The 20602-nt window shown below is 68.3% G+C and carries 21 protein-coding genes; 15 read left to right on the top strand and 6 right to left on the bottom strand.

Annotation, left to right across the window (positions count from 1 at the left end; genetic code table 11):
• Nucleotides 1–14: 14 nt before the first annotated feature.
• Nucleotides 15–707, top strand: coding sequence for a MinD/ParA family ATP-binding protein (locus tag NGM10_RS14735; RefSeq protein WP_253480024.1), 693 nt, complete (start codon nucleotides 15–17; stop codon nucleotides 705–707).
• A gap of 25 nt (nucleotides 708–732) precedes the next feature.
• Entirely contained in the window at nucleotides 733–1359 is a 627-nt protein-coding gene (locus tag NGM10_RS14730; RefSeq protein ID WP_253480021.1) for an RAD55 family ATPase, read from the top strand.
• A gap of 75 nt (nucleotides 1360–1434) precedes the next feature.
• Here the strand turns inward: NGM10_RS14730 and NGM10_RS14725 are convergent, their stop codons facing one another.
• Nucleotides 1435–2406: an FKBP-type peptidyl-prolyl cis-trans isomerase gene (locus NGM10_RS14725; protein WP_253480018.1), complete on the bottom strand. Its 972-nt coding sequence runs from the start codon at nucleotides 2404–2406 to the stop codon at nucleotides 1435–1437.
• Between the two features lie 250 nt (nucleotides 2407–2656).
• On the opposite strand from NGM10_RS14725, the gene NGM10_RS14720 reads away from it, so the two are divergent.
• The 4 genes from NGM10_RS14720 (at nucleotide 2657) to NGM10_RS14705 (ending at nucleotide 5680) form a co-directional block, all read left to right on the top strand.
• A complete protein-coding gene (locus NGM10_RS14720) occupies nucleotides 2657–3883 on the top strand; it encodes an MFS transporter (protein ID WP_253480015.1) in 1227 nt (408 codons plus the stop codon).
• 86 nt (nucleotides 3884–3969) lie between these two features.
• Nucleotides 3970–4149, top strand: a complete 180-nt coding sequence (locus NGM10_RS14715) for an HVO_2753 family zinc finger protein (RefSeq protein WP_253480013.1) — start codon at nucleotides 3970–3972, stop codon at nucleotides 4147–4149.
• Nucleotides 4150–4151: 2 nt separating this feature from the next.
• On the top strand, nucleotides 4152–4418 hold the full coding sequence (locus NGM10_RS14710; protein WP_253480010.1) for an elongation factor 1-beta: 267 nt from the start codon (nucleotides 4152–4154) through the stop codon (nucleotides 4416–4418).
• A gap of 632 nt (nucleotides 4419–5050) precedes the next feature.
• Nucleotides 5051–5680 (top strand): VOC family protein, encoded by a 630-nt coding sequence (locus tag NGM10_RS14705; protein WP_253480007.1) that lies wholly within the window; start codon nucleotides 5051–5053, stop codon nucleotides 5678–5680.
• 258 nt (nucleotides 5681–5938) lie between these two features.
• Here NGM10_RS14705 and NGM10_RS14700 read toward each other — a convergent pair whose 3' ends face one another.
• Nucleotides 5939–7105, bottom strand: a complete 1167-nt coding sequence (locus NGM10_RS14700) for a cystathionine gamma-synthase (protein WP_253480004.1) — start codon at nucleotides 7103–7105, stop codon at nucleotides 5939–5941.
• A gap of 220 nt (nucleotides 7106–7325) precedes the next feature.
• Complete coding sequence (locus NGM10_RS14695) at nucleotides 7326–7889, bottom strand: metal-dependent hydrolase (RefSeq protein WP_253480002.1); 564 nt, start codon at nucleotides 7887–7889, stop codon at nucleotides 7326–7328.
• Between the two features lie 185 nt (nucleotides 7890–8074).
• On the opposite strand from NGM10_RS14695, the gene NGM10_RS14690 reads away from it, so the two are divergent.
• The 8 genes from NGM10_RS14690 (at nucleotide 8075) to NGM10_RS14655 (ending at nucleotide 14787) form a co-directional block, all read left to right on the top strand.
• Entirely contained in the window at nucleotides 8075–8365 is a 291-nt protein-coding gene (locus NGM10_RS14690) for a 50S ribosomal protein L21e (RefSeq protein ID WP_253480000.1), read from the top strand.
• 1 nt (nucleotide 8366) lies between these two features.
• Nucleotides 8367–8723, top strand: a complete 357-nt coding sequence (locus NGM10_RS14685) for an RNA polymerase Rpb4 family protein (protein WP_253479998.1) — start codon at nucleotides 8367–8369, stop codon at nucleotides 8721–8723.
• A 52-nt stretch (nucleotides 8724–8775) separates the two neighbouring features.
• A complete protein-coding gene (locus NGM10_RS14680) occupies nucleotides 8776–9351 on the top strand; it encodes a DUF655 domain-containing protein (protein ID WP_253479996.1) in 576 nt (191 codons plus the stop codon).
• Between the two features lie 546 nt (nucleotides 9352–9897).
• Complete coding sequence (locus NGM10_RS14675) at nucleotides 9898–10821, top strand: 16S ribosomal RNA methyltransferase A (protein WP_253479995.1); 924 nt, start codon at nucleotides 9898–9900, stop codon at nucleotides 10819–10821.
• Complete coding sequence (locus tag NGM10_RS14670) at nucleotides 10818–12008, top strand: mechanosensitive ion channel family protein (RefSeq protein WP_253479993.1); 1191 nt, start codon at nucleotides 10818–10820, stop codon at nucleotides 12006–12008. The genes NGM10_RS14675 and NGM10_RS14670 overlap by 4 nt, the downstream gene beginning before the upstream one ends.
• Nucleotides 12005–12586, top strand: a complete 582-nt coding sequence (locus NGM10_RS14665; protein WP_253479991.1) for a HemK2/MTQ2 family protein methyltransferase — start codon at nucleotides 12005–12007, stop codon at nucleotides 12584–12586. Before NGM10_RS14670 ends, NGM10_RS14665 begins: the two co-directional genes overlap by 4 nt.
• Before the next feature lie 129 nt (nucleotides 12587–12715).
• Nucleotides 12716–13723, top strand: a complete 1008-nt coding sequence (locus NGM10_RS14660; protein WP_253479989.1) for a 5-methyltetrahydropteroyltriglutamate--homocysteine methyltransferase — start codon at nucleotides 12716–12718, stop codon at nucleotides 13721–13723.
• Nucleotides 13720–14787 (top strand): methionine synthase, encoded by a 1068-nt coding sequence (locus NGM10_RS14655; protein WP_253479988.1) that lies wholly within the window; start codon nucleotides 13720–13722, stop codon nucleotides 14785–14787. Before NGM10_RS14660 ends, NGM10_RS14655 begins: the two co-directional genes overlap by 4 nt.
• A gap of 81 nt (nucleotides 14788–14868) precedes the next feature.
• On the opposite strand, the gene NGM10_RS14650 is transcribed toward NGM10_RS14655, so the two are convergent.
• Nucleotides 14869–16032: an ABC transporter permease gene (locus NGM10_RS14650; protein ID WP_253479985.1), complete on the bottom strand. Its 1164-nt coding sequence runs from the start codon at nucleotides 16030–16032 to the stop codon at nucleotides 14869–14871.
• Nucleotides 16033–16210: 178 nt separating this feature from the next.
• Between NGM10_RS14650 and NGM10_RS14645 the strand changes: the two genes are divergently transcribed.
• Nucleotides 16211–17191: an ABC transporter permease gene (locus NGM10_RS14645; protein WP_253479983.1), complete on the top strand. Its 981-nt coding sequence runs from the start codon at nucleotides 16211–16213 to the stop codon at nucleotides 17189–17191.
• A gap of 559 nt (nucleotides 17192–17750) precedes the next feature.
• On the opposite strand, the gene NGM10_RS14640 is transcribed toward NGM10_RS14645, so the two are convergent.
• The gene (locus NGM10_RS14640; RefSeq protein WP_253479981.1) at nucleotides 17751–18092 is read right to left on the bottom strand and encodes a hypothetical protein; all 342 of its coding nucleotides are present in this window, start codon (nucleotides 18090–18092) and stop codon (nucleotides 17751–17753) included.
• Nucleotides 18089–20488 (bottom strand): penicillin acylase family protein, encoded by a 2400-nt coding sequence (locus NGM10_RS14635; protein ID WP_253479979.1) that lies wholly within the window; start codon nucleotides 20486–20488, stop codon nucleotides 18089–18091. The genes NGM10_RS14640 and NGM10_RS14635 overlap by 4 nt, the downstream gene beginning before the upstream one ends.
• Between the last annotated feature and the right edge of the window lie 114 nt (nucleotides 20489–20602).

The raw sequence follows: 20602 nt of genomic DNA, 5'->3' as shown, positions 1-20602 counted from the left end.
AAATTCGGCCCGCCATGTTAGCCATCGCCGGAGGCAAGGGCGGGTGCGGGAAGACGACCACGACCCTCGGAGTCGCGAGCGCGCTCGCCCGCCAGCGCAGGTCGGTCCTCGCGGCCGACGCCGACCGCGAGATGCCGAACCTCCACGCGATGGCGGGGGTCTCGCGCCGACCGGGCCTCGACGCGGTCGCGGCGGGGTGGCCCGCGAGGGCGGTCGCCGGACGCCCGTCGGCGTCCGGGGTGTCGTCGGGCGTTCGCGTCCTCCCGGCGGCGAGCGGTCCCACGCGGGGCGGTCCGGCGGAGGGAACCGAGGGCCTCGCGCTCGCGGGCCTGCGCGCCGCCGACGCCGCCGATGCCGTCCTGCTTGACTCGCCCGCCGGGGCCGGACCCGACGCGGTCGCGCCCCTCCGTGTGGCCGACGCCGCGGTCGTGGCGACCACCGCCGAACCCGCCTGCCTGCGCGACGCCGCCAAGACCGCCGCGATGGCGCGCGAACTCGGAACGCCGGTCGCGGGCGCGGTCGTCTCCCGGGCGGTGGGTCCCGAGTGCGACGGGGCCGAACCGAACCCGCCCGAGGGAATCGCCGACCTGCTGGACTGTCCGGTCCTCGGAGTCGTCCCGGAGGTGGGGTCGGCCCCGCTCGCCGACGACCGGGTCCGGGCCGCCCACGACCGCCTCGTGTCAGCCCTACAGCCCAAATACTTATGACCGGCGCGTACACGCGTGCAACTACGTGGCACGGCGACTCTCGACGGGAATCGAGGTGTTAGACCGGAAACTCGACGGCGGGCTACCGAAGGGCAGCATCGTCGCGCTGTCGGCACCCCCGGCGAGTCAGGCGGAGCTACTGCTCTACGAGTTCACGTCGGCGCGCCAGACGCTCTACCTCTCGACCGACCGCGACGAGGCCGCCGTGACCGAGGCGCTGAATCGCGCGCCCGGCCGGACCGGGTCGCCCGACGTGCGCCGGGTCCCCGGCGACGCGCCGCTCGACCACTCCCAGCGGCTCTTCCGGCGGCTCCCCGAGGACTCGAACCTCATCATCGACCCGGTCGACCTGCTGGAGCGCCGCGAGGAGAGTCGCTACCGCAACTTCCTCAACGACCTCCAGAACCACCTCCACAACACCGGCAGCGTCGCGGTCCTCCACTGCCTCGACGGCCGGTCGGTGCCCGACACCCGCGACCTGACCGAACACGTCGCCGACGTGGTGTTCCAGTTGCACACCGAGTACTCGGGCGACACCGTCGAGACGCGGCTCGCGGTGCCGAAGTTCCGGGGCGGCCGGGCGCTCCCCGAGACCATCAAGCTCGAACTCGCCGAGTCGGTCCGCATCGACACGAGCCGCGACATCGCGTGATTCGCCGGGTCGCTCGGCGAGCGACGCGACTCGACCGCGTCGCTCGCGACCGGAGAAAAAACGGAGAGAAGCGACTTACTCCTCGGTCTCTTCGCCTTCGAGTTCGTCGAGGATTTCGTCTTCGTCGACGTCGGCGTCTTCGAGCGCCTCCTCGATGTCTGCGCCGCCCATGCCGCCGCCCATCATCCCGCCCATGCCGGGCATGCCGCCGCCCTCGATGGTCTCTTGGATGATGACGCGGTCGAGGTCGAGTTCGTCCATCACGTTCTGGGCGATCTGCTGTTTCTGGAACATCCACTGCTGGTTCATCGCGAGCTGGGGCGTGCTCTCGATGTACAGCGTCTCCTTCTCGACGGTCTCGACTTCGGTCTCGGGCTCGGCGTCCTCGTCGTCTTCCTCGGGTTCGACGACCGTCTCCTCCTCGACTTCGTCGGTCTCGATCCACATGTCGAGGTCGGCGTCGATGTACATCGAGATGAGGCCCTGGGCCTGCTCGACGCGGTCGTCGACCTCGCCGACGATCTCGTAGTCGTACTCGATGTCCTCGCCAGCGAGCGGGTGATTGAAGTCGACGCGGGCGCGGCCGCCGATGATGGTCTCGACGTGGCCGTGCTGGCCGTCGACGTTGACGTGCGCGCCGGGGTAGCGCTCGTCTTCGGGAATCTTGTCGGCGCTGACGGTCTTGACCTCGTCGGAGTCGTACTCGCCGAAGGCTTCCTCGGCGGGGATGGTCGTGCTACCGGAGTGGCCGACCTCCTGACCGACGATGTCGTCCTCGACGCTCTCGAAGATGTGACCCGCGCCGAGCACGATGACGCGCGGCTCGAAGTCGCGGCCCTCGTCTTCGAGGCCCTCCTCCTCGGCGACCTCGGGGTCGGTGGTGTCGACGACGTCGCCGTCCTCGACGGTGCGCGCGGTGTAGTCCAGGCGGACGAAGTCCCCGTCCTGAAGCCCGTCGGTGGCCTCCTCCTGGGTCTCATCGGCCTCCGCGTCCACTTCCTCGTTCTCTGCGTCGTCGGCTACTTCGGCCTCTTGTTCTTCACTCATACCCGAAACGTCGCTCGTTCGCCCCTTAAGAATCACGTTTCGTGTTTCGGGGACGTTGCGGGCGACAGAAACCGAGAATCGCGCGACTGCGGTGGGACAGTCGCGCGATTCTCGCCGAACGGACGAGATTCGAGGTGCGAGCGACGCCCGGCCCCGCGCCAAATCGGCGGGTCGTCCGGGCGGGCGTCCGTCCTACTCCTTCACAGGTATTTATCACGGGCCTCTGCGAACGACTCGGGCAGACGAATCGATGAGCAACCGAGCCTCGGTTTCGCGGCGGCGACGCGTCCTCTTCGTGGTCGCGCTGGCCGAACTGCTGGCGATGTCGCTGTGGTTCAGCGCCACCGCGGCGGCACCCGAGCTGTCGGCCGAGTGGGGGCTGACCGCGTCCGAGACGGCGTGGCTCACCATCGCGGTCCAGTTGGGGTTCGTCGCGGGCGCGTTCCTCTCGTCGGCGCTCACCATCGCCGACGTGGTCCGGCCCCGCTACCTGTTCGCCGGGTCGGCCCTCGCTGGCGCGGGCTTCACCGTTCTCATCGCCGGTGTCGTGAACGCCGCGACCCCGGCCATCGCGCTCCGATTTCTGACGGGGATGGCGCTGGCGGGCGTGTACCCGACCGGGATGAAGATACTGGCGGGGTGGTTCGAGGAGGGCCGCGGGTTCGCCATCGGCGTGCTGGTCGGGGCGCTCACCGTCGGGTCGGCGCTCCCCCACCTGCTCCGGGCGGTCGGCGGGGTCGGCCAGCCGCGTGTCGTGCTGTACGGCGCAGGAGGACTCGCCGCCGTCGGCGGCCTGCTGGCGTTGCTGGTCGAACCCGGCCCGCATCAGGCACCGACCGCTCCCTTCGACCCCGGAGCCATCGGCCGCATCGTCCGAGACCGCGCCACGATGCTGGCAAACGGCGGCTACTTCGGCCACATGTGGGAGCTGTACGCGGTCTGGACGTGGATTCCGGCGTACCTCGCGGCGAGCCTCGCCGAGAGCGGAAACGGCGGCGTCGGCGGCGAACTGGCGTCCCTGCTCGCATTCGGAACCATCGCGGTCGGCGGACTCGGAGCGGCGGTCGCGGGGTCGGCGGCCGACCGACTCGGCCGGACCACGATAACGGGACTCAGCATGGGCGTCAGCGGGGTCGCGTGCCTCGCCGCGGGCGTCGTCTTCGGGTCGTCGCTCGCCCTGCTCGTCCCCTTCGTACTGATCTGGGGATTCGCCATCGTCGCCGACTCCGCGCAGTTCTCGGCCGCGGTCTCGGAGTTGGCCGAGGAGTCGTACGTCGGTACCGCGCTCACGCTCCAGACCGCGGTCGGCTTCCTGCTGACCACCGTCTCGATTCAGTTGCTTCCGATGGTGGCCGACGCGGTCGGCTGGCGGTGGGCGTTCGCGCCGCTCGCGGTCGGCCCCGTCCTCGGCACGCTCGCCATGCTCCGGCTGCGGGGGCTTCCCGCGGCGGGTCGCCTCGCGGGCGGTCGCGGGTGAACCGAGCCCGCGACTGCGAATCGGCCGACTCCGCGGTCGGTCGCGCTTTCGAAGCGGTTAAAAGTCGTGCGCGGGAATGGGAGGGTATGAGCCAGTCCCAACAGAAACAGGCGCGACGGTGCGTCTCGTGCGGGATCAACATCTCCGGCACGAACGCGGCGTCGTTCAAGTGCCCGGACTGCGGCCAGCAGATCTACCGCTGTGCGAAGTGCCGCAAGCAGAGCAACCTCTACGAGTGCCCCGACTGCGGATTTATGGGACCGTAACCATGGGGAAGGTAGCAGCCAAGATCAAGGTCATGCCGCAGAGCCCCGAAATCGACCTCGACGACCTCCAGGACCGACTCGAAGAGTCGCTCCCCGAGGGCGCGAAGATCAACGGCTTCGAGCGCGACGACGTCGCGTTCGGGCTGGTCGCGCTCCTGCCGACCGTCATCGTCCCCGACGACACGGGCGGGACCGAGGCGGTCGAGGAGGGCTTCTCGAACGTCGAGGGCGTCGAGAGCGTCGAAGTCGAGAACGTCGGTCGGATTTAATTCGGCTTTTTCGGTTCGATTCGCGGTTCGCGGTTTTCGTGTTGAGTGTAGATTCTAGTTCGTTCGTGCTGTTCGCGTTCACGGCTCACCAGCATCGCGGCTAGCTACTCCCGGTACCTATGAGACCGCACAGCACCGCGACCGCAGGCCACACGCCTCCCCAGCCGATTCCGTCGCTCCCTCCGGTCGCTCGGTCATCCCTCGCACGCCTTGGCGCGACCCAAAACCGCCGGGTCGCGCCAGCGCGCGCCGTTCGGTTGTGGAAATTCGAACCCTCGTCCTTTCACCCCGGCGCGCGCTGTCGGCCCCTCGTGGGCCGACAACCGCGCGAGGTCTTCGTGAGCGAAGCGAACGAAGGCTCGGCGGACGTGGTTTGTCCGCGGGTGGACGAGTATCGTAGGGACGGTGCGACCGGAGGGAGCGCCGGACCGAGAAACGCAGTCGGTTGGGGAGGACGTGGTGCGGTCGCGGTGCGGTTCTCACAGGTGACGGCGATAGCTAGCGTCGAAGGGACCCGTCCGAACGTCACCGTCGCCGACCATCCGGATGAAATTCTGCCGACACACCAATCACACAGCCGGTGACGTGAGGGTTACCTGAGACCTATTGCCCTCGACCGACTACCCCCTGGCATGTCCGAACGGTTCCGTCCCGCCGACGACTTCGAGGTCACGTCCGAACTTCCCGACAGCCCCATCCGAACCACGGGCACCGACCACATCACGCTGGTCGGGAGCAACGCCGAGGAGACCATCGCGTTCTACCGCGACATCCTCGGGATGCCCCTCATCCTCCGTCAGCCGAACCTCGACGACCCCGACTCGACCCATCTCTTTTTCGACACCGGCGACGGCCGCATCCTCACGTTCTTCGTGAGCGACGACCGCCAGTCCCATCGGGGGCCCCAGCGCACCGGCGTCGGCGGGGTCCACCACCTCTGCTTCAGCATCGACCCCGAGGAGTTCGTCGAGATCCGCGAGGCTCTAGCGGAGGAGTGGCGCGGCTACAACGAGTTCGACCGGGGAATCTTCCACTCGCTGTACACGCAGGACCACAACGGACTCGTCATCGAGCTCTCGACCGACAAGTGGGCGATTCCCGACGACCGCCGGGGAGAGGTGCTGGCGACCGCCCAGCGCATCCGCGAAGAGGACGGCGCGGAGTTCGCCGAGGAGCGCCACATCGAGGGGGCGCTGAGGGAGCTGGGTATCGAAATCGAGCGCTACGACCTCCCCGACGCGCCGACCGGGTCGGGCGTCTGAACGGAGAGAAGCCGGGGTTTCCGACTCGGCGCGCGCTGGCGCGGCTTCATGCCGCGCCATCGTTCGCGCGAGGGACGAGTATCACAGGGACGGCGCGACCGGAGCGAGCGCCGGACCGAGAAACGCAGTCGGTTGGGGAGGGTGTGGCCTGCGGTCGCGGTGCGGTTTCATAGGTGACGGCGATAGCTAGCGTCGCGTTCTCGTCACCGACTCCGAACTACCGAGACCGCGGGAAAATCGCCAGAACTGCAGAATCGTTCAGTCCAGCGCCGCGTCGAACGCCCGCGCCAAGTCGGCCTTCAGGTCCTCGACGTTCTCTATCCCCACACTGGCCCGAATCAGGCCGTCGGTGAGTCCCGCGGCGTGGCGCTCCTCGCGCGGAATCGCAGCGTGGGTCATCGTCGCGGGCTGTTCGATGAGGCTCTCGACGCCGCCCAGACTCTCCGCGAGGGTGAAGACCTCCGTCTCGGACACCGCGTCCGCCGCTTCCTCCAGCGAGGCGTCTAGCTCGAAGCTCACCATCCCGCCGAAGTCGTCCATCTGTTCCGCGGCGAGGTCGTGGTCCGGATGGGATTCGAGGCCGGGGTAGTAGACGCGGTCGACGGCCTCGTGGCCCTCCAGCCAGTCGGCGAGTTCCCGAGCATTGTCGCAGTGGCGGTCCATCCGCACCGGGAGCGTCTTGGTCCCCCGGAGGACGAGGAAGCACTCGTGGGGGCCGGGCGTCGCGCCGACGCTGTTCTGGTAGAAGCCGAACTCCTCGTCGAGGTCCTCGTCGTTGGTCACGAGCGCGCCGCCGACCACGTCGGAGTGGCCGCCCATGTACTTCGTCAAGGAGTGACAGACGGCGTCAGCGCCGAGGTCGAGGGGGCGCTGGAGGTACGGCGTGGCGAAGGTGTTGTCCACCACGCTCAGGGCGTCGTACTCCGCCGCGATGTCGGCGGTCGCGGAGATGTCCACGACGTTGAGCAGGGGGTTCGTGGGGGTCTCGACCCACACGAGTTCGGTCTCCTCGCGCATGGCGGCCTCGGTCTCGTCGGGGTCGGTCATGTCCACGAAGTCGAATTCGAGGTCGTACTTCTCGTAGACCTGCGTGAAGATGCGGTGGGTGCCGCCGTACACGTCCTCGCTGGCGACGACGTGGTCGCCCGCTTCGAGCAGATTGAGGACGGTGTTTATCGCGCCCATCCCGCTGGAGAACGCGCGGCCGTACTCGCCGTTTTCGAGGCTGGCGACGTTGGCTTCGAGGTCGGTGCGCGTGGGGTTGCCCGTCCGGGAGTACTCGTAGCCGCGGTGGTCGCCCGGGGCGTCCTGCACGTAGGTCGAGTTGGCGTGGATGGGGGTCATCAGCGCGCCCGTCTCCTCGTCGGGCTCCTGTCCGGCGTGGATGGAGCGCGTCTCGAATCGGAACTCATCGCGGTCGGTCATGTCCCGACCAACGCAGGGCCGACAGGTTACTCTTGTCCTTTCGGCGCGAACGGCCGGAACGGACCGACCGGAATCGCGCGACAGAAGTAGTGTGAAACGCGAATCGGGGCGGGGCGGGGCGGGGCGGGGCGGGCGGGGCGGGCGGGGCGGGGCGGGCGGGGCGGGGCGGGGCGGGCGGGGCGGGGCGGGGCGGGGCGGGCGGGGCGGGGCGGGGCGGGGGTCAGTTCGAGGACATGATCGCTCCGCGCGAGTCCGCACTGCCGTCCTTCCAGTACCACGCCGCGACGTTGAGCGCGATGCCGAGACCGAACAGCGCCCACGTTGCCCAAAACGACTGGTACCAGAGCACGTCGACGTGGAACAGTCCACCGTGGAACACCGGCCAGAACGGCTCTATCTGGGTCGAGACGTCCGGTGCCGACAGCATGTCGGCGAAGAGGTGCGCGAGGCCCGATACCCAGACCGCGATGAAGCCGAGGACGTACGCCTTCGACTCGGCGCGCTCGGAGAACCACTCGGAGTCGTGGCCGACCGTCTTGAGGACCCACCCGAACATCGGCCCGACGACCGCGGCCATCGCGGTGACCGCCAGCACCGTGTGGACGACACCGTGGTGGTGGATGCCCGCGACCCAGTTCGAGAGGTAGAGGTCCACGTCCGGTAACATCCCGAACCAGAACCCCGCGGCGACGAACGCGGCGGCGGTCTTCCGGTGGTCGATGAAGTACCACGCCGGTGCGAGCCAGATGAGCGCCATCCCGAGGTGACCGAGTACGTCTACCATGTCCAGATTCAGGGTCCGCTCCGGAAAGGGCCTGATGGCTGATTACGCCGGTCCCGCCGCGTCGCACCCGCCGTGAGTCGGCAACGCGGGCCGAGACTGGGCTTGGAGCGCAGGCGCGTCCGCGTCACCGAGAAGCGTGGAACGCGGCATTTATAACGACGACAGGACAAGAGGGTCGTACGACTATGCCGAGTTCGAACGGACCCTACCACAGCACCCGCAACAAACTCAAGAACAGTCCCCGCGAGAGCGGCACCTCCCCGCCCCAGCGCGCGGTCCAGGAGTTCGAGGTCGGTCAGAAGGTCCACCTCAAGATCGACCCGAGCGTCGAGAAGGGCCGGTTCCACCCGCGCTTCAACGGTCAGACCGGCGAGGTCGAGGGCACGCAGGGACGAGCCTACAAGGTCTCGGTCAACGACGGCGGCAAGGACAAGACCCTCATCGCCATCCCCGCGCACCTGAAGGCGCAGGAATAGCATGACGATCTTCAAGGAGAAGCTCGACGAGGAGTACCTGACCACCTCGGAGGCCAAGGAACTGCTCGCCGACATCGAGGACGAGCGCGCGCTCGACGAGGACCGCGAGATGCGCTACGAACTCGCCCGCGCCATCGAGCACGTCAACCGATTCGCGCTCCTCGACGCCGAGGAGTCGCGCGAACTCGTCGAGGAACTGCTCGAGGTCGAGAAGGTCGACGAGCCGACGGCGTACAAGATAGCCGACCTCCTTCCCAAGGACCGCGACGAACTCCGCGCCATCTACGCCCAGGAGCGCTACACGCTCTCGGGCGACGAACTCGACGACATCCTCAACGTCGTCGCGAAGTACGACTGAGCGACCGACTGTCACCGACTCTTTAAGTATTTCGTGAGCGTATTCGATGACAATGAGCGAACACAACGAGAACGGCGAGCGGGTGCCAGCGGTGGTGCTGGACTACCTCCCGAACGGTCGCGCCGACGACGACCGGCCACAGTACCAGAAGCCAGCTATCGCCTACGCGCTGGGCGTCGAGGAGTTCCGGCTGTTCGAGGTCACGCTCGAAGAGGACGTGAGCCTCACCATCACCGACCGCTTCGACGCCGACCGGCGCAGCGACGTCGTCGCCAGCGTGCGCGAACTCGACTACGGGGACCTCTCCAGTAGCGCCCAGCCGGAGCTCGAACACGCCATCCGGGCCATCGTCGAGGAAGACCAACGGCGGTTCGTCGACTTCTACAACGACGCTCAGCCCATCACGCTGCGGCTCCACCAGCTGAATCTCCTGCCGGGCATCGGCAAGAAACTGCGCAACAACATCCTCGAAGAGCGAAAGCGAAAGCCCTTCGAGAGCTTCGAGGACCTCGAAGAGCGGGTGTCGGGCCTGCACAACCCCAAGGAGGTGCTGGTCGAGCGGATTCTGGAGGAGCTCCGCGAGGACGACCTGAAGTACCGGACGTTCGTGCGGCGCGAGGAGCAGTAATCGGCCTATTTCGTCACTCCTGGAGACCGTCTTATTGGGGATGGCTGGTGACGTGATTTCACCCTCGACAGTCCTTGGCTGGTCACCACGAACCGAAAAGAACGGAACCGTGAACAGTCAGAAAGCCCCCGCCCCGGTCGCGGTCGCTCAGCGACATATCGCGAGCCTCACCGCAACGAACCGGCCCGCGATAGAGGTCGCTGAGGCGACCACGTAAACGCGACCGGGCGGGCCCTTTCGGTCCGACCGACCGCCACAGCACCGTAGCGCGACCGCAGGCCACACGCCTCCCCAATCGACTGCGGTCCTCGACTGCTCGTTTCACTCGCAGTCTGCGGTCCGCATCCGCCGTCAGAGCGAACTCTGACGAGCCTTCGCTCGCGACGCTCCCGAAGACCTCGCGCGAACGCTGGCGCGGCTTCATGCCGCGCCAGCGTTCGCGCCGAGGTGGACTGGGTCGGAGACTCAGAACAACCCGGAACCCGAACACGTTCGGGCAAAGACTCGGTGGCTTTACCCGGTTCCGGTCGCTATCCCCGTGACAAGATGACCGACGCGCGCTCTCCACCCGACGCCGACTTCCGGGACCCAGACGCCCTGCTCCGCCGAGCGGGCGTCCGGGGCAACCCCGACCGCGACCAGCACTTCCTCGTCGACGACCGGGTGCTCGACCGGCTTCCCGAGTACGCCAGAGAGACGGACGCCGACCTCTCGCACGTCCTCGAAATCGGTCCGGGCACCGGCGCGCTGACCGACCGCCTGCTCGCGGTCGCCGACGAGGTGACCGCGGTCGAGCGCGACCCGAAGCTCGCGGCCTTCCTCCGTGAGGAGTTCGCCGACGAGATATCCGCGGGGCGGCTGACCGTCGTCGAGGGCGACGCCCTCGAAGTCGCCCTCCCCGACTTCTCGGCGTCCGTCTCGAACCTCCCGTACGGCATCTCCAGCGAAATCGCGTTCCGCCTGCTCCCCCGCGGCAAGCCCCTCGTGTTGATGTTCCAGACGGAGTTCGGAGAGCGGATGGCCGCCGAGGTCGCGACCGACGACTACGGCCGCCTGTCGGTCAGCGCCCAGCACTACGCCGACGTGGAAGTGGTCGAACCCGTCCCGAGGGAGGCGTTCTCGCCGCCGCCAGAGGTCCGGAGCGCGGTCGTCCGGACGACCCCCCGCGAGCCCGACTACGAGGTCGACGACGAGGCGTTCTTCCTCCGCTTCGTGAAGGCGGTGTTCACCCAGCGGCGCAAGACCCTCCGGAACGCCATCCGAAACACCGCCCACATCTCGGGCCTCGACGACGCCGCTGGCGTCGTCGAGGCCATCGAGGCGGGCGAGACCGACCTCGACCCGGACGTGACGAGCAGACGCGCGGGCAAGATTCCGCCCGCGACGTTCGCCGCGCTGGCGGCGGTCGCCGACGAGTACGGGCGGAACGGGGCCGACCGAGGCGAGTCCGACCGGGGTGAGACCCCGTGAGCGCGCTGGTCGCCGACCTGCTGGCACTTGTCGACCAGCTCCAGCAGTACGACACCACCCAGCTCCGACTCGGAGTGAGCGCGTTCATCCTCCTCGCCGTGGCGGCCGCCGTCGCGTCGGTCCGATTCCTCCGCCCGAAGCTCCGCGGTCGGTTCCACAGCCGCGTGGCCGACGCGGTGCTGAGCGTGTCCATCGCGGTCGTCGGGTTCGCCGCGGTGGTCTCCCTGCTCGTGCTCTGGGGGGTCGGCGACGACGCCGCCCACGCGCTGGAACAGATCAGCGGCGTCGCCGATACGGGGGCACGAGCCATACTCGCGCTGGTCGTCGCGGCCGCGGCGTACGTCACCTCCGGGTTCATCAAGCGCGCGGTCGACCGCTTCACCGACAGCCACGACACCATCACCGAGCACCAGAGCGAGATCGCGTTCCGGGTGCTCCAGCTGACGGTGTACGTCACCGCCGGGGCCATCATCATTGGAACGGTGTGGAAAATCGACCTTAGCGGCCTGCTGGTCGGGGCGGGGTTCCTCGGCATCATCGTCGGCATGGCCGCGCGCCAGACGCTGGGCTCGCTTCTGGCGGGGTTCGTGTTGATGTTCTCCCGGCCGTTCGAGATCGGCGACTGGGTCAAAATAAACGACGAGGAGGGCATCGTGACCGACATCTCCATCGTCAACACCCGAATCCAGACGTTCGACGGCGAGTACGTGATGATTCCGAACGACATCGTGAGCGGCGAGAAGATAATCAACAAGAGCCGGAAGGGGCGGCTCCGCATCGAAGTCGAGGTCGGCGTCGACTACGCGAGCGACGTCGAGCGGGCCGCCGACCTCGCCAAGGACGCGATGAAGGGCCTCGACGAGATACTGTCGGTGCCGACCCCGCAGGTCGTCGTCCAGCGGTTCGGCGACTCCGCGGTCGTGCTCGGCCTGCGCTTCTGGATCGACAAGCCGAGTTCACGCAGGCAGTGGCGGGCCCGGACCGCGGTCATCAAGGCGGTCAAGGAGACGTTCGACCGCGAGGGCGTCAAGATTCCGTACCCCCAGCGCGAACTCACGGGCCGCGAGGAGTCGGGCGGGTTCCGTCTGGCTGGCGAGGAGACGACCGCGGTCGAGGCCACCCCGGACGGGGGTGCCGACCAGTCCGACCGCCCGGAACCGAGCGACGACGGGGTGGGCGAGGAGTGACCGACCTCGCCGACCGCCGGGGCGTCGAGACCGAGGTGTACCAGCCAGCAGAGGACTCGCGCCTGCTCGCGGAGGCCGCGACGACGGATTTGCGGGGTTCGGCCGCCGACCTCGCGCTGGAGGTCGGCACCGGGTCGGGCTACGTCGCCGAGCGTGTCGCCGACGAGACCGGTCTCCGGGTCGTCGGGTCGGACATCAATCCTCACGCCTGCGCGCAGGCCCGCGAGCGCGGCGTCGAGGCCGTCCGGGCCGACCTGCTCGACCCGTTCCGCGACGACGCGTTCGACGCCGTCCTGTTCAACGCGCCGTACCTGCCGACCGACCCCGACGCCGAGCGCGACGACTGGATGGAGGTCGCGTTGTCGGGCGGTGAGGACGGCCGCGCGGTGGTCGAACCGTTCCTCGCGGCCGTCGGGCGCGCGCTCGCGCCCGACGGCGCGGTCTACCTGCTGGTGAGCAGTCTCACCGGCGTCGACGAGGTGGTCGAACTCGCGGCCGCGGAGGGCTTCTCGGCCGTCGCACTCCGCGACGAGTCGTTCCCGTTCGAGACGCTGACCGTGCTGAAGTTGGTTCGATAACGCCGTCGACGCCCTCTCTCCCGAAATCGCGAATCGCCAGATAGCGGGACGTGCTAACATGCATCTATGAACATCGGTAATTTCCCGAGTAGAAAATATTAAGCGTCGGCATTCCGTAGCCCGATGTACATGACAGAGCGCGTCGCTACGACACCCGGGGTGTATCCGCTTCCGGACTGGGCGAAAGACGACCTCGCCGACCTGAAGGGCCACCAGAAGCACGACCTCATCGACGGCGACGAGGGCGAAGACGTGGTCGCGGTCTACGAGCGGGCCCGCGAGGAGGTGATCGAGCGCCAGCAGTCGGCCGGGCTCGACCGCGCGGTCGAGGGGCAACTCCGGTGGGACGACATGCTCGCCCACCCGCTCGCGGTCCACGACTCGGTCGAGACCCGCGGCATCGTCCGATACTACGACAACAACAACTTCTACCGGGACCCCGTGGTCACGGGCGACCTCACCTTCGACGGCGACATCGCGGCCGAGCTGGAGGCGGCCGCGGCGCTGACAGACTCCGATTCCCTGCAGGCGGTCGTGCCGGGACCGTACTCGCTCGCCGACCTCGCGACCGACGAACACTACGGCGACGACGCCGACTTCCTCGCGGCGGTCGCCGACTTCCTCGCCGGAGAGGTCGAGGCGTTCCCCGAGGTCGAGACGCTGTTCGTGCTCGAACCCTCGCTCGTGGAGAACCCGCCGGGCGACGGCGAGGACGAGCGCGCGAGCCAGGCAATCGATACGGTCGCCGGGGCCGCCCCCGAGGGCGCGGACGTGGTCGTCCACACCTACTGGGGCGCGCTGGACGAGAAGGTCCACGCCCACCTGCTCGACGCCGACTTCGACGCGGTGGGCTACGACTTCGTCTCGAACCCCGAGGACAACCTCTACAACATCAACGAGTACGGCACCAAGGACTCCATCGCGGCGGGCGTCGTGGACGGCCAGAACACGCTGGTCGAGGACGCCGAGCAAATCGCCGAGCGCGCCGACTGGCTGGCGGACAACACCCCGGCGACCGACTTCGAGACCGTCTATCTCACGCCGAACACCGAGCTGTTCTACCTGCCGTACTCGACGTTCGAGGAGAAGCTCGCCGCGCTGGGCGAGGCGACCGACATCGCGGAGGTGAAAGCATGAGCGACAACCGAGACCAGTTCCGACCCGAGGACCACCCGAACGACCACTTCCTGCTGACGACCGTCGTTGGCTCGTACCCCAAGCCCAAGTGGGTCGACCGCTCGCGCGACCTCTACGAAGACCCCGACGCGGACTTCGACGAGGCGGCGTGGCAGGAGGCCAAGGACGACGCCTCGCGGCTCATCACCGGCGAACACGAGCGCGCCGGACTCGACGCGGTCGTCGACGGCGAGATGCGTCGCAACGAGATGGTCGAGTACTTCGCCCACCGCATCGACGGCTACGAGTTCAACGGCCCGGTGAAGGTGTGGGGCCACAACACCTTCGACAAGCCCTCGGTCGTCTCCGACGTGGAGTACGACGAGACGTGGCTGGTCGATGAGTACGAGTTCACCGCGAGCGTCTCCGACCGGCCGGTCAAGGTTCCCATCACGGGGCCGTACACCCTCGCGAACTGGAGCTTCAACGAGGCCTACGAGGATACCGAGGCGCTGGCCCACGACCTCGCCGACCTCGTCAACACCGAGGTCGAGAAGCTGGTCGAAGCGGGTGCCCGGTACGTCCAGATCGACGAGCCCGCGCTCGCGACCACGCCCGACGACCACGCAATCGTCGGCGAGTGTCTGGAGCGGATCGCAGACGGGATTCCGGAGGACGTTCGTATCGGCCTCCACGTCTGCTACGGCGATTACTCGCGAATCTACCCCGAGATACTGGAGTTCCCCGTCGACGAGTTCGACCTCGAACTCGCGAACGGCGACTACGACCAGTTGGACGTGTTCGAAGAGCCCGAGTTCACCAAGGACCTCGCGCTCGGTGTGGTCGACGCCCACGTCGCCGAGGTCGAATCGGTGGCGGAGATCAAAGAGAACATCCAGAAGGGATTGGAGGTCGTCCCGCCCGAGCAGTTGACCGTCAGCCCCGACTGCGGGCTGAAGCTCCTGCCCCGCGAGGTGGCCTACGAGAAGATGGCGAACCTCGTGCGCGCCGCGCGGGAAATCGAGCAGGAACTCGACGCGGGCGAGATAGCGGTCGGGAAGTCGACCGTGACCGCCGACGACTGACGGCGCTCCGACCGGAGCAGAGTCCCGAACCGGGTGGTCCCGACCCCGATTTCGACCCCGATTCCGACCCCGACGGGTCGCTCATCGGCGCGGATCGAGGGTCGATTCCAGCGCGTCCCCCAGCGCGTTGAACGCCAGCACCGTCAGTGTCAACAGTACCGCCGGAAAGAGCGTGACCCACCACGCGGGATGCGTTCCAAGGTCCCGGATTCCGAGGGCGATGGTCTGTCCCCAGGAGTGGACCGTGGGCGCTCCCAAGCCCAGAAACGACAGGGCCGCCTCTGTGAGGACCAACATCGGTATCTGTAGCGTCGCGTTGGCGAGCACCGACCCCGAGATGTTCGGCAACAGGTGGCGGCGGACGACGGTCCGGCGGTCGGCACCTGCGCTCTCGGCGGCCCGGACGTACGACTCCTCGCGGTGCTTGAGCGCCTCGCTACGGACGAGCTTGGCGAGGCCGCCCCAGTTCGCCAGTCCGAAGACCCCGACCATCAGCAGGAGCCGGTAGTCGCCGACCCACGGACGGAGCACGAGGTAGATGAGGATGGCTGGGATGGTCTGGAGGCTCTCGGCCGACCGCATGAGGACGGCGTCCACCCGGTCGCTCGCGTAGGCGGCCGCGAGGCCGACCGCGACGCCGGTCGGCACCAGTAGCGCCGAGGACACGAGAACGACCTGCAGGGTCGTCCGCGCGCCGAAGACGACGAAGGGCACGAGGTCCTTGCCGCTGTAGGTCGTTCCCAGCGGGTACCGCCACGTTCCGTGACACCGGCCGTCGGCCACCCTTCCCAGACACGACGGGACGAACTTGAGGTCGACCGCGGTCCCGACCGGGGGTTGATAGCCGTAGAGGACGTCGAGTTTGGGCTCGGAGACGAGCAACGGGCCGATCAGCCCGACCGCGAAGAACGCGACCGCGTAGAGGAGGCTCGCGACGCCGAGTCGGTTCGCCCGGAACCGGCCCCAGTACCGCAGTGTCGTCCGGAGGTTTCTCGCGAGGGGTACGACGACGAACGCGCCGACCGCGAGCAACGAGAGGGCGGTCAGCCAGTCGAGGTGCGAGAGCGTCCAGTCCAACGGGAGCGGTGCGGCGGCGAATCGCTGGTGGGCGTATCCGACCGCGAGCAGTCCCGCTCCGACGACGAACGCCCGGACGTTCCAAGAGACCGGGTGTGCGTCCCCATCGATCAGTTCCCAGTCGACGGCTTCGAAGGATTCGTCTCCTGTCGGCGGGTCGGAACTCATTCTCGTCAATCGTTCCGGGGAACTCGCCGAGGAAACGTAAAGATTTATACTTTTTATCGAAGACACTACGGTCAGAGCCCTCGATGAGATCTACCCAGTCACCCCCGGTGGGGCGCGGCGGTTCTCCGCCACGGAGTCCGGTTGCTCGCACCGAACGCGTCCCGCGGAGGTCGAGGCCGTGAGTCGGCGCTCGTTCGTCCTCCGTCGGTTGGCGGGGATGGTCCTCACGGTCTGGGCGGTGCTCACGACGGCGTTCGCGGTCGTGGTCTTCACGACCGACCCGGCTGAGACGCGCATCGTGCAGTCGGCGTCGATGAGCGGCGAGGACCCCTCGGAGGCGGTCGACGCGTACCTCGCCGCCACGAACCAGAACGTCCCCGTGTCGGAGCGGTACGTCGACTGGCTGGTCGGGCTCGCGAAACTCGATCTGGGGTGGTCGTACACCAGGGAGGCGGCCGTGACAACGCTGTTGGCCGACCACGTCGCGTTCACGCTGGTGTACTTCCTCCCGGCGCTGGCGTTCGCCGTGATCGGGGCCACCGGCATCCGGCTCTACACGGGGGCCGCCGAGGACACGCGACTCGACAGACTCACCGACGGCCTCTCGTACGTCGCGGTGAGCGTACCGGTGTTCCTGTTCGCGTACGCGGTGAAGTGGTGGGTGCTTCCGGCCTACTTCGTCGCGACCAACGACGAGATAGCCTACACCGCGACGGCCGGGCCGTTAGCGCCCGGGAACCTGCAGGCCGCGGTCTTCCCCGCCACCGTGATGGGGCTGTACCTGTTCGGGATTCAGCTCCGGTACGCGGGGGCCGAACTCGGCGAGTACGCGTCGGCGGAGTTCGTCAAGACCGCCAGAGGCAAGGGGTCGAGCGTCTGGCGGGTCGGCCGCCACATGCTCAGGAACGCGGTGGTGCCGCTCGCGTCGGTGTTCTTCACCGACCTCTTCGGGATGGTGCTACTCGCGGTCTACGTCGTCGAGGTCATCGCCAGCGTGCCGGGGCTCGGCGGACTGACGGTGAACGTGATGACGGGCGGCCACGACCTGCCGCTCATGCTCGGCGTCGTCCTGCTCCCGGCGCTGGTCGGGGTGGTCGCCAACTTCCTCCGAGACGTCGGCTACGCGCTGTTCTACCCGCGGGTCGAACTCGAATCGTGAAGCGTTGGCGGGGGGACGCGAAGCGTTGGCGGGGGGACGCGAAGCGTTGGCGGGGGGACGCGAAGCGTTCGAGGGGCGGTGTGTCGGGCTAACTGGCGGCGCGCTGGCTCCGTCCGGAACGCCGCGCGCCGCGCGACCGCGAACGCGTTCCGGCCCGATTCAGGTCACGGCCCGGGTTGGTCCCGGCTTCGTACTTGAAGGTTCGCTTCGTGGACCCGGAGAACTATCGCAGGTCGATATTTCCACTCCGGCGCGCGCTGGCGCGACCCCTCGCTCACGCGAGCGAAGCGAGTGTGACCGCGGGGTCGCGCCCAATTCGCGCGAGGGATGAGCATCGCAGCGACTGGAAGGAGCGAGAAGCGCAGTCGGCTGGGGAGGTGTGTGGCCCGCGGTTGCCGTGCGGTTGCGGTCTCCGTGGCTCAAGTGATAGCTAGCGCTTTCGGTGTCTTCTATCCTCGCTCGCAGTTTCGGTCCCGGAGTATGTTTTCGTCGCCGACAAACCGAGCAGAAGCGACGAAAATCGGAAATCGACGAACGGCCAGCGATTACGTCATAGCGCTCAGACGACACCTCTCACTAGCGACCCGAGGCCAGCCCCGACCACCGGAATCGCCACGCCGAGATAGAACGCCTCTCCCATCGCGGCGGCCCTCCAGAGCGCGCCGTTCGACGCCAGCAACCCCGAGAACACCGCAACCGCCAGCAGGCCGAACGCGATTCCGGCGAGCAGCGCGCGCGCAGTCGTCTTCGAGACGAGACCGACCAGCGCGCCGCCGACGAGGAAGCCGTACCAGTGGACCTGCGCCGCGGCGAGACCGACGGCGACGGCGGCCGCCAGCGCGAGCCACCGCGGGCGGCGGTTCGCGCGGATTTCGTCGAGCGCCGACCCGAAGGGGGTCATCGGTCCCCCTCCCCCGGGTCGAACCGGATAGCGACCTCGCTCTCGTCCTCGATTTCGCGGGGCATCTGCCGGTACTCGCCGTCTGCCCACATCCGGAGCTGGTCGTCGTAGTGGTCCGAGAAGTAGTCGCCGGAGTTGCCGCCGGGGAGGACGCAGGCGGAGTCGGCGCGCTCGGTCATCGGGCAGACCATCCGCCAACTGCTCCCGACCGCCGACTCCCTGCGGTAGTTGTTCAGCGTGTGGGGAGAACCGTCGGTCGGGTACGCGGGGTAGTTGAGGAACGACTGGTCGAACGGGTGAGTGATGGACTCGGTGGTGTTGTGGTCGCCGTAGGTGGCGTCGTCCTCGATTCCGTCGAGAGCGGCCCGGAGCGCGCCGACCATCGCCTCGGCCCGGGAGTCGTCTCCGAACCACCGGCTGTCGGCCGGAAGGGTGGCGAGCACCCAGTCGCTCGGGTAGTAGCTCTCGTCGAGGTCGGCTTCCTCGAAGTCGTCGCCGAAGGTCGCCTCGCGGAACCGGTCGACCCACCGCGAGAAGACGAGCGCGGCCCGCGACTCGCGGGCCATCCGATAGTCCCAGTCGCGGAGGCTCTCGGCGGCCTCTCGGAGGTCGTCGTCCTCGTCTGCGTCTTCGACCGCCGAGACGAGGTCGGGGACCAACTGCTCGGCGCGCTTGTCGTAGGCGTCGCGCTGGAGGCGCTTCGAGAACTCGGGGGTCACCGGCTCGCCCGACTCGACGCGCTCGTCGAGGAGTTCGTAGAGGCGCTGTCCCCGGTAGGGCGCGCCGTAGCGCTCGCCGATGTAGTGGTCGGGGTCGTCGGCGATGCGCTGGTTCGCGGTGCCGACGTAGTCGGGATGTATCGCGTGGGGCTTCTCCTCGAAGGGGACGAACCCCTCCCACGACGAGACGCCGAAGGGTTCGAAGCCCTCCCACTCGGCCTCCCCCGCCGAGCCATCGAACACCCGAGTCCCTCGGACCTCCTCGCCGTCTATCGTCCGGCGCGGAATCTTTCCCGTGACGTAGTAGAGGGTGTTGCCCTCGCGGTCGGCGTAGACGACGTTCTGGGTGGGCAGGTCCATCCGCTCGGTCGCGTCGAGGAAGTCCTCGATACCGTCGCTCTCTGCGTACTCGTGGACCGCCCGGGAGGTCTCGGTCGCGGTGTGTCCGGTCCACGCCACGGCCATCCGCTGGCCCTCGCGTTCGAGGACGGGGCCGTGGACCGTCTTCCGGACGGTCACCGTCCGGTCGTCGCGGTCGGCGACTCGGATGGTCCGCTCCTCGGTGTCGAACTCGCGCCACTCGCCCCGGTAGCGGTAGCGCTCGCCCGACTCGTCGGTCTCGTAGGTGTAGAAGTCGACGACGTCGGCCCCCGCGTTGGTGAATCCCCACGCCCCGGCGTGGTTCTCGCCGATGACGACGAACGGCACGCCCGGGAAGGTCACCCCGCGGACGCTCGCGTCGGCGGTCCGGAGGTTCATCTCGTACCAGACCGGCGGGGCCGACAGCGTGAGGTGGGGGTCGTTGGCGACCACGGGCGCGCCGCTGTCGGTGTGCTCGCCCGAGACGACCCAGCTGTTCGAGCCGATTCCGGGCGGGCTCTCGAACGCTCGGAGCCAGTCGAGCAGGGCGGGGTCGTCGAACTCACCCGAGGGGGAGACGGGTCGGCTCTCGGTCGATTCACCGCCGTCTCCGTCGCTCGCTCCGTCGCGGAGTATCGGCGCGTCGTGGTCGAGTCGGAAGGGGTAGAGTTCGGCGGCGGCGTCCTCGCCGAGCCGCCGAGCGACCAGTTCGCGTTCGAGCGTTCCGAAGTTCCCGGTGAGGCCCCACGCGATCTGAGACTCCATCAGCATCGTGTCGGCGGGGGTCCACCGCGCGGGTTCGTACTCCAGCAGGCCGAACTCCAGCGGGAGTTCCTCGCGGTCCATGCAGGCGTTCACGCCCTCGGCGAACGCCTCGACCGCTCGCCCCGTCTCGGTTCCTGAAAGCAGTTCGAGGTTGGCCGCCGCGCCGCCCGCGAAGTCCATCCGGACGTGGAACTCGTCGGAGTCGAGCGTCGACTCGCCGACCACCTCCGAGAGTTGGCCGCGCATGACCCGGCGCTGGAGGTCCATCTGGAACAGGCGGTCTGCGGCCTGCGCGTAGCCGACAGCGAAGTAGAGGGCTCGTTCGTCGTTGGCCTCGACGTGAGGAACCCCGTACTCGTCGTACCGGACCGTGGCCTCGCCGTACGGGCTCTCGACCCGGCGGTCGGGGCCGTCGGTCGCGCTCGCCCACGCCGACCCAGTGAACGGCGCGAACCGGTCGAGATACCCCCGGACCGGCGAGAGCGACCCGCCGACTGCGCCGCCGCCGACGATGGCGGCGACGAGCGCGCGGCGAGTGAGGTCGGTGTCCATACCGGTACGTGTCGCATCGGTCGCATAAAACGTCCGGTGCGCTGTCCGACGAGCGTTCCGGGTCGCGTCGCGCTCGGAGCGTTGCCCCTCGTCGCTGTCGGTGGCGATTCGACG

The sequence above is a fragment of the Halorussus salilacus genome (assembly GCF_024138125.1).
GTDB lineage: Archaea > Halobacteriota > Halobacteria > Halobacteriales > Haladaptataceae > Halorussus > Halorussus salilacus.
The sequence above is the reverse complement of the archived record's forward strand: the minus strand, read 5'-3'. Positions and strand labels throughout refer to the sequence as shown.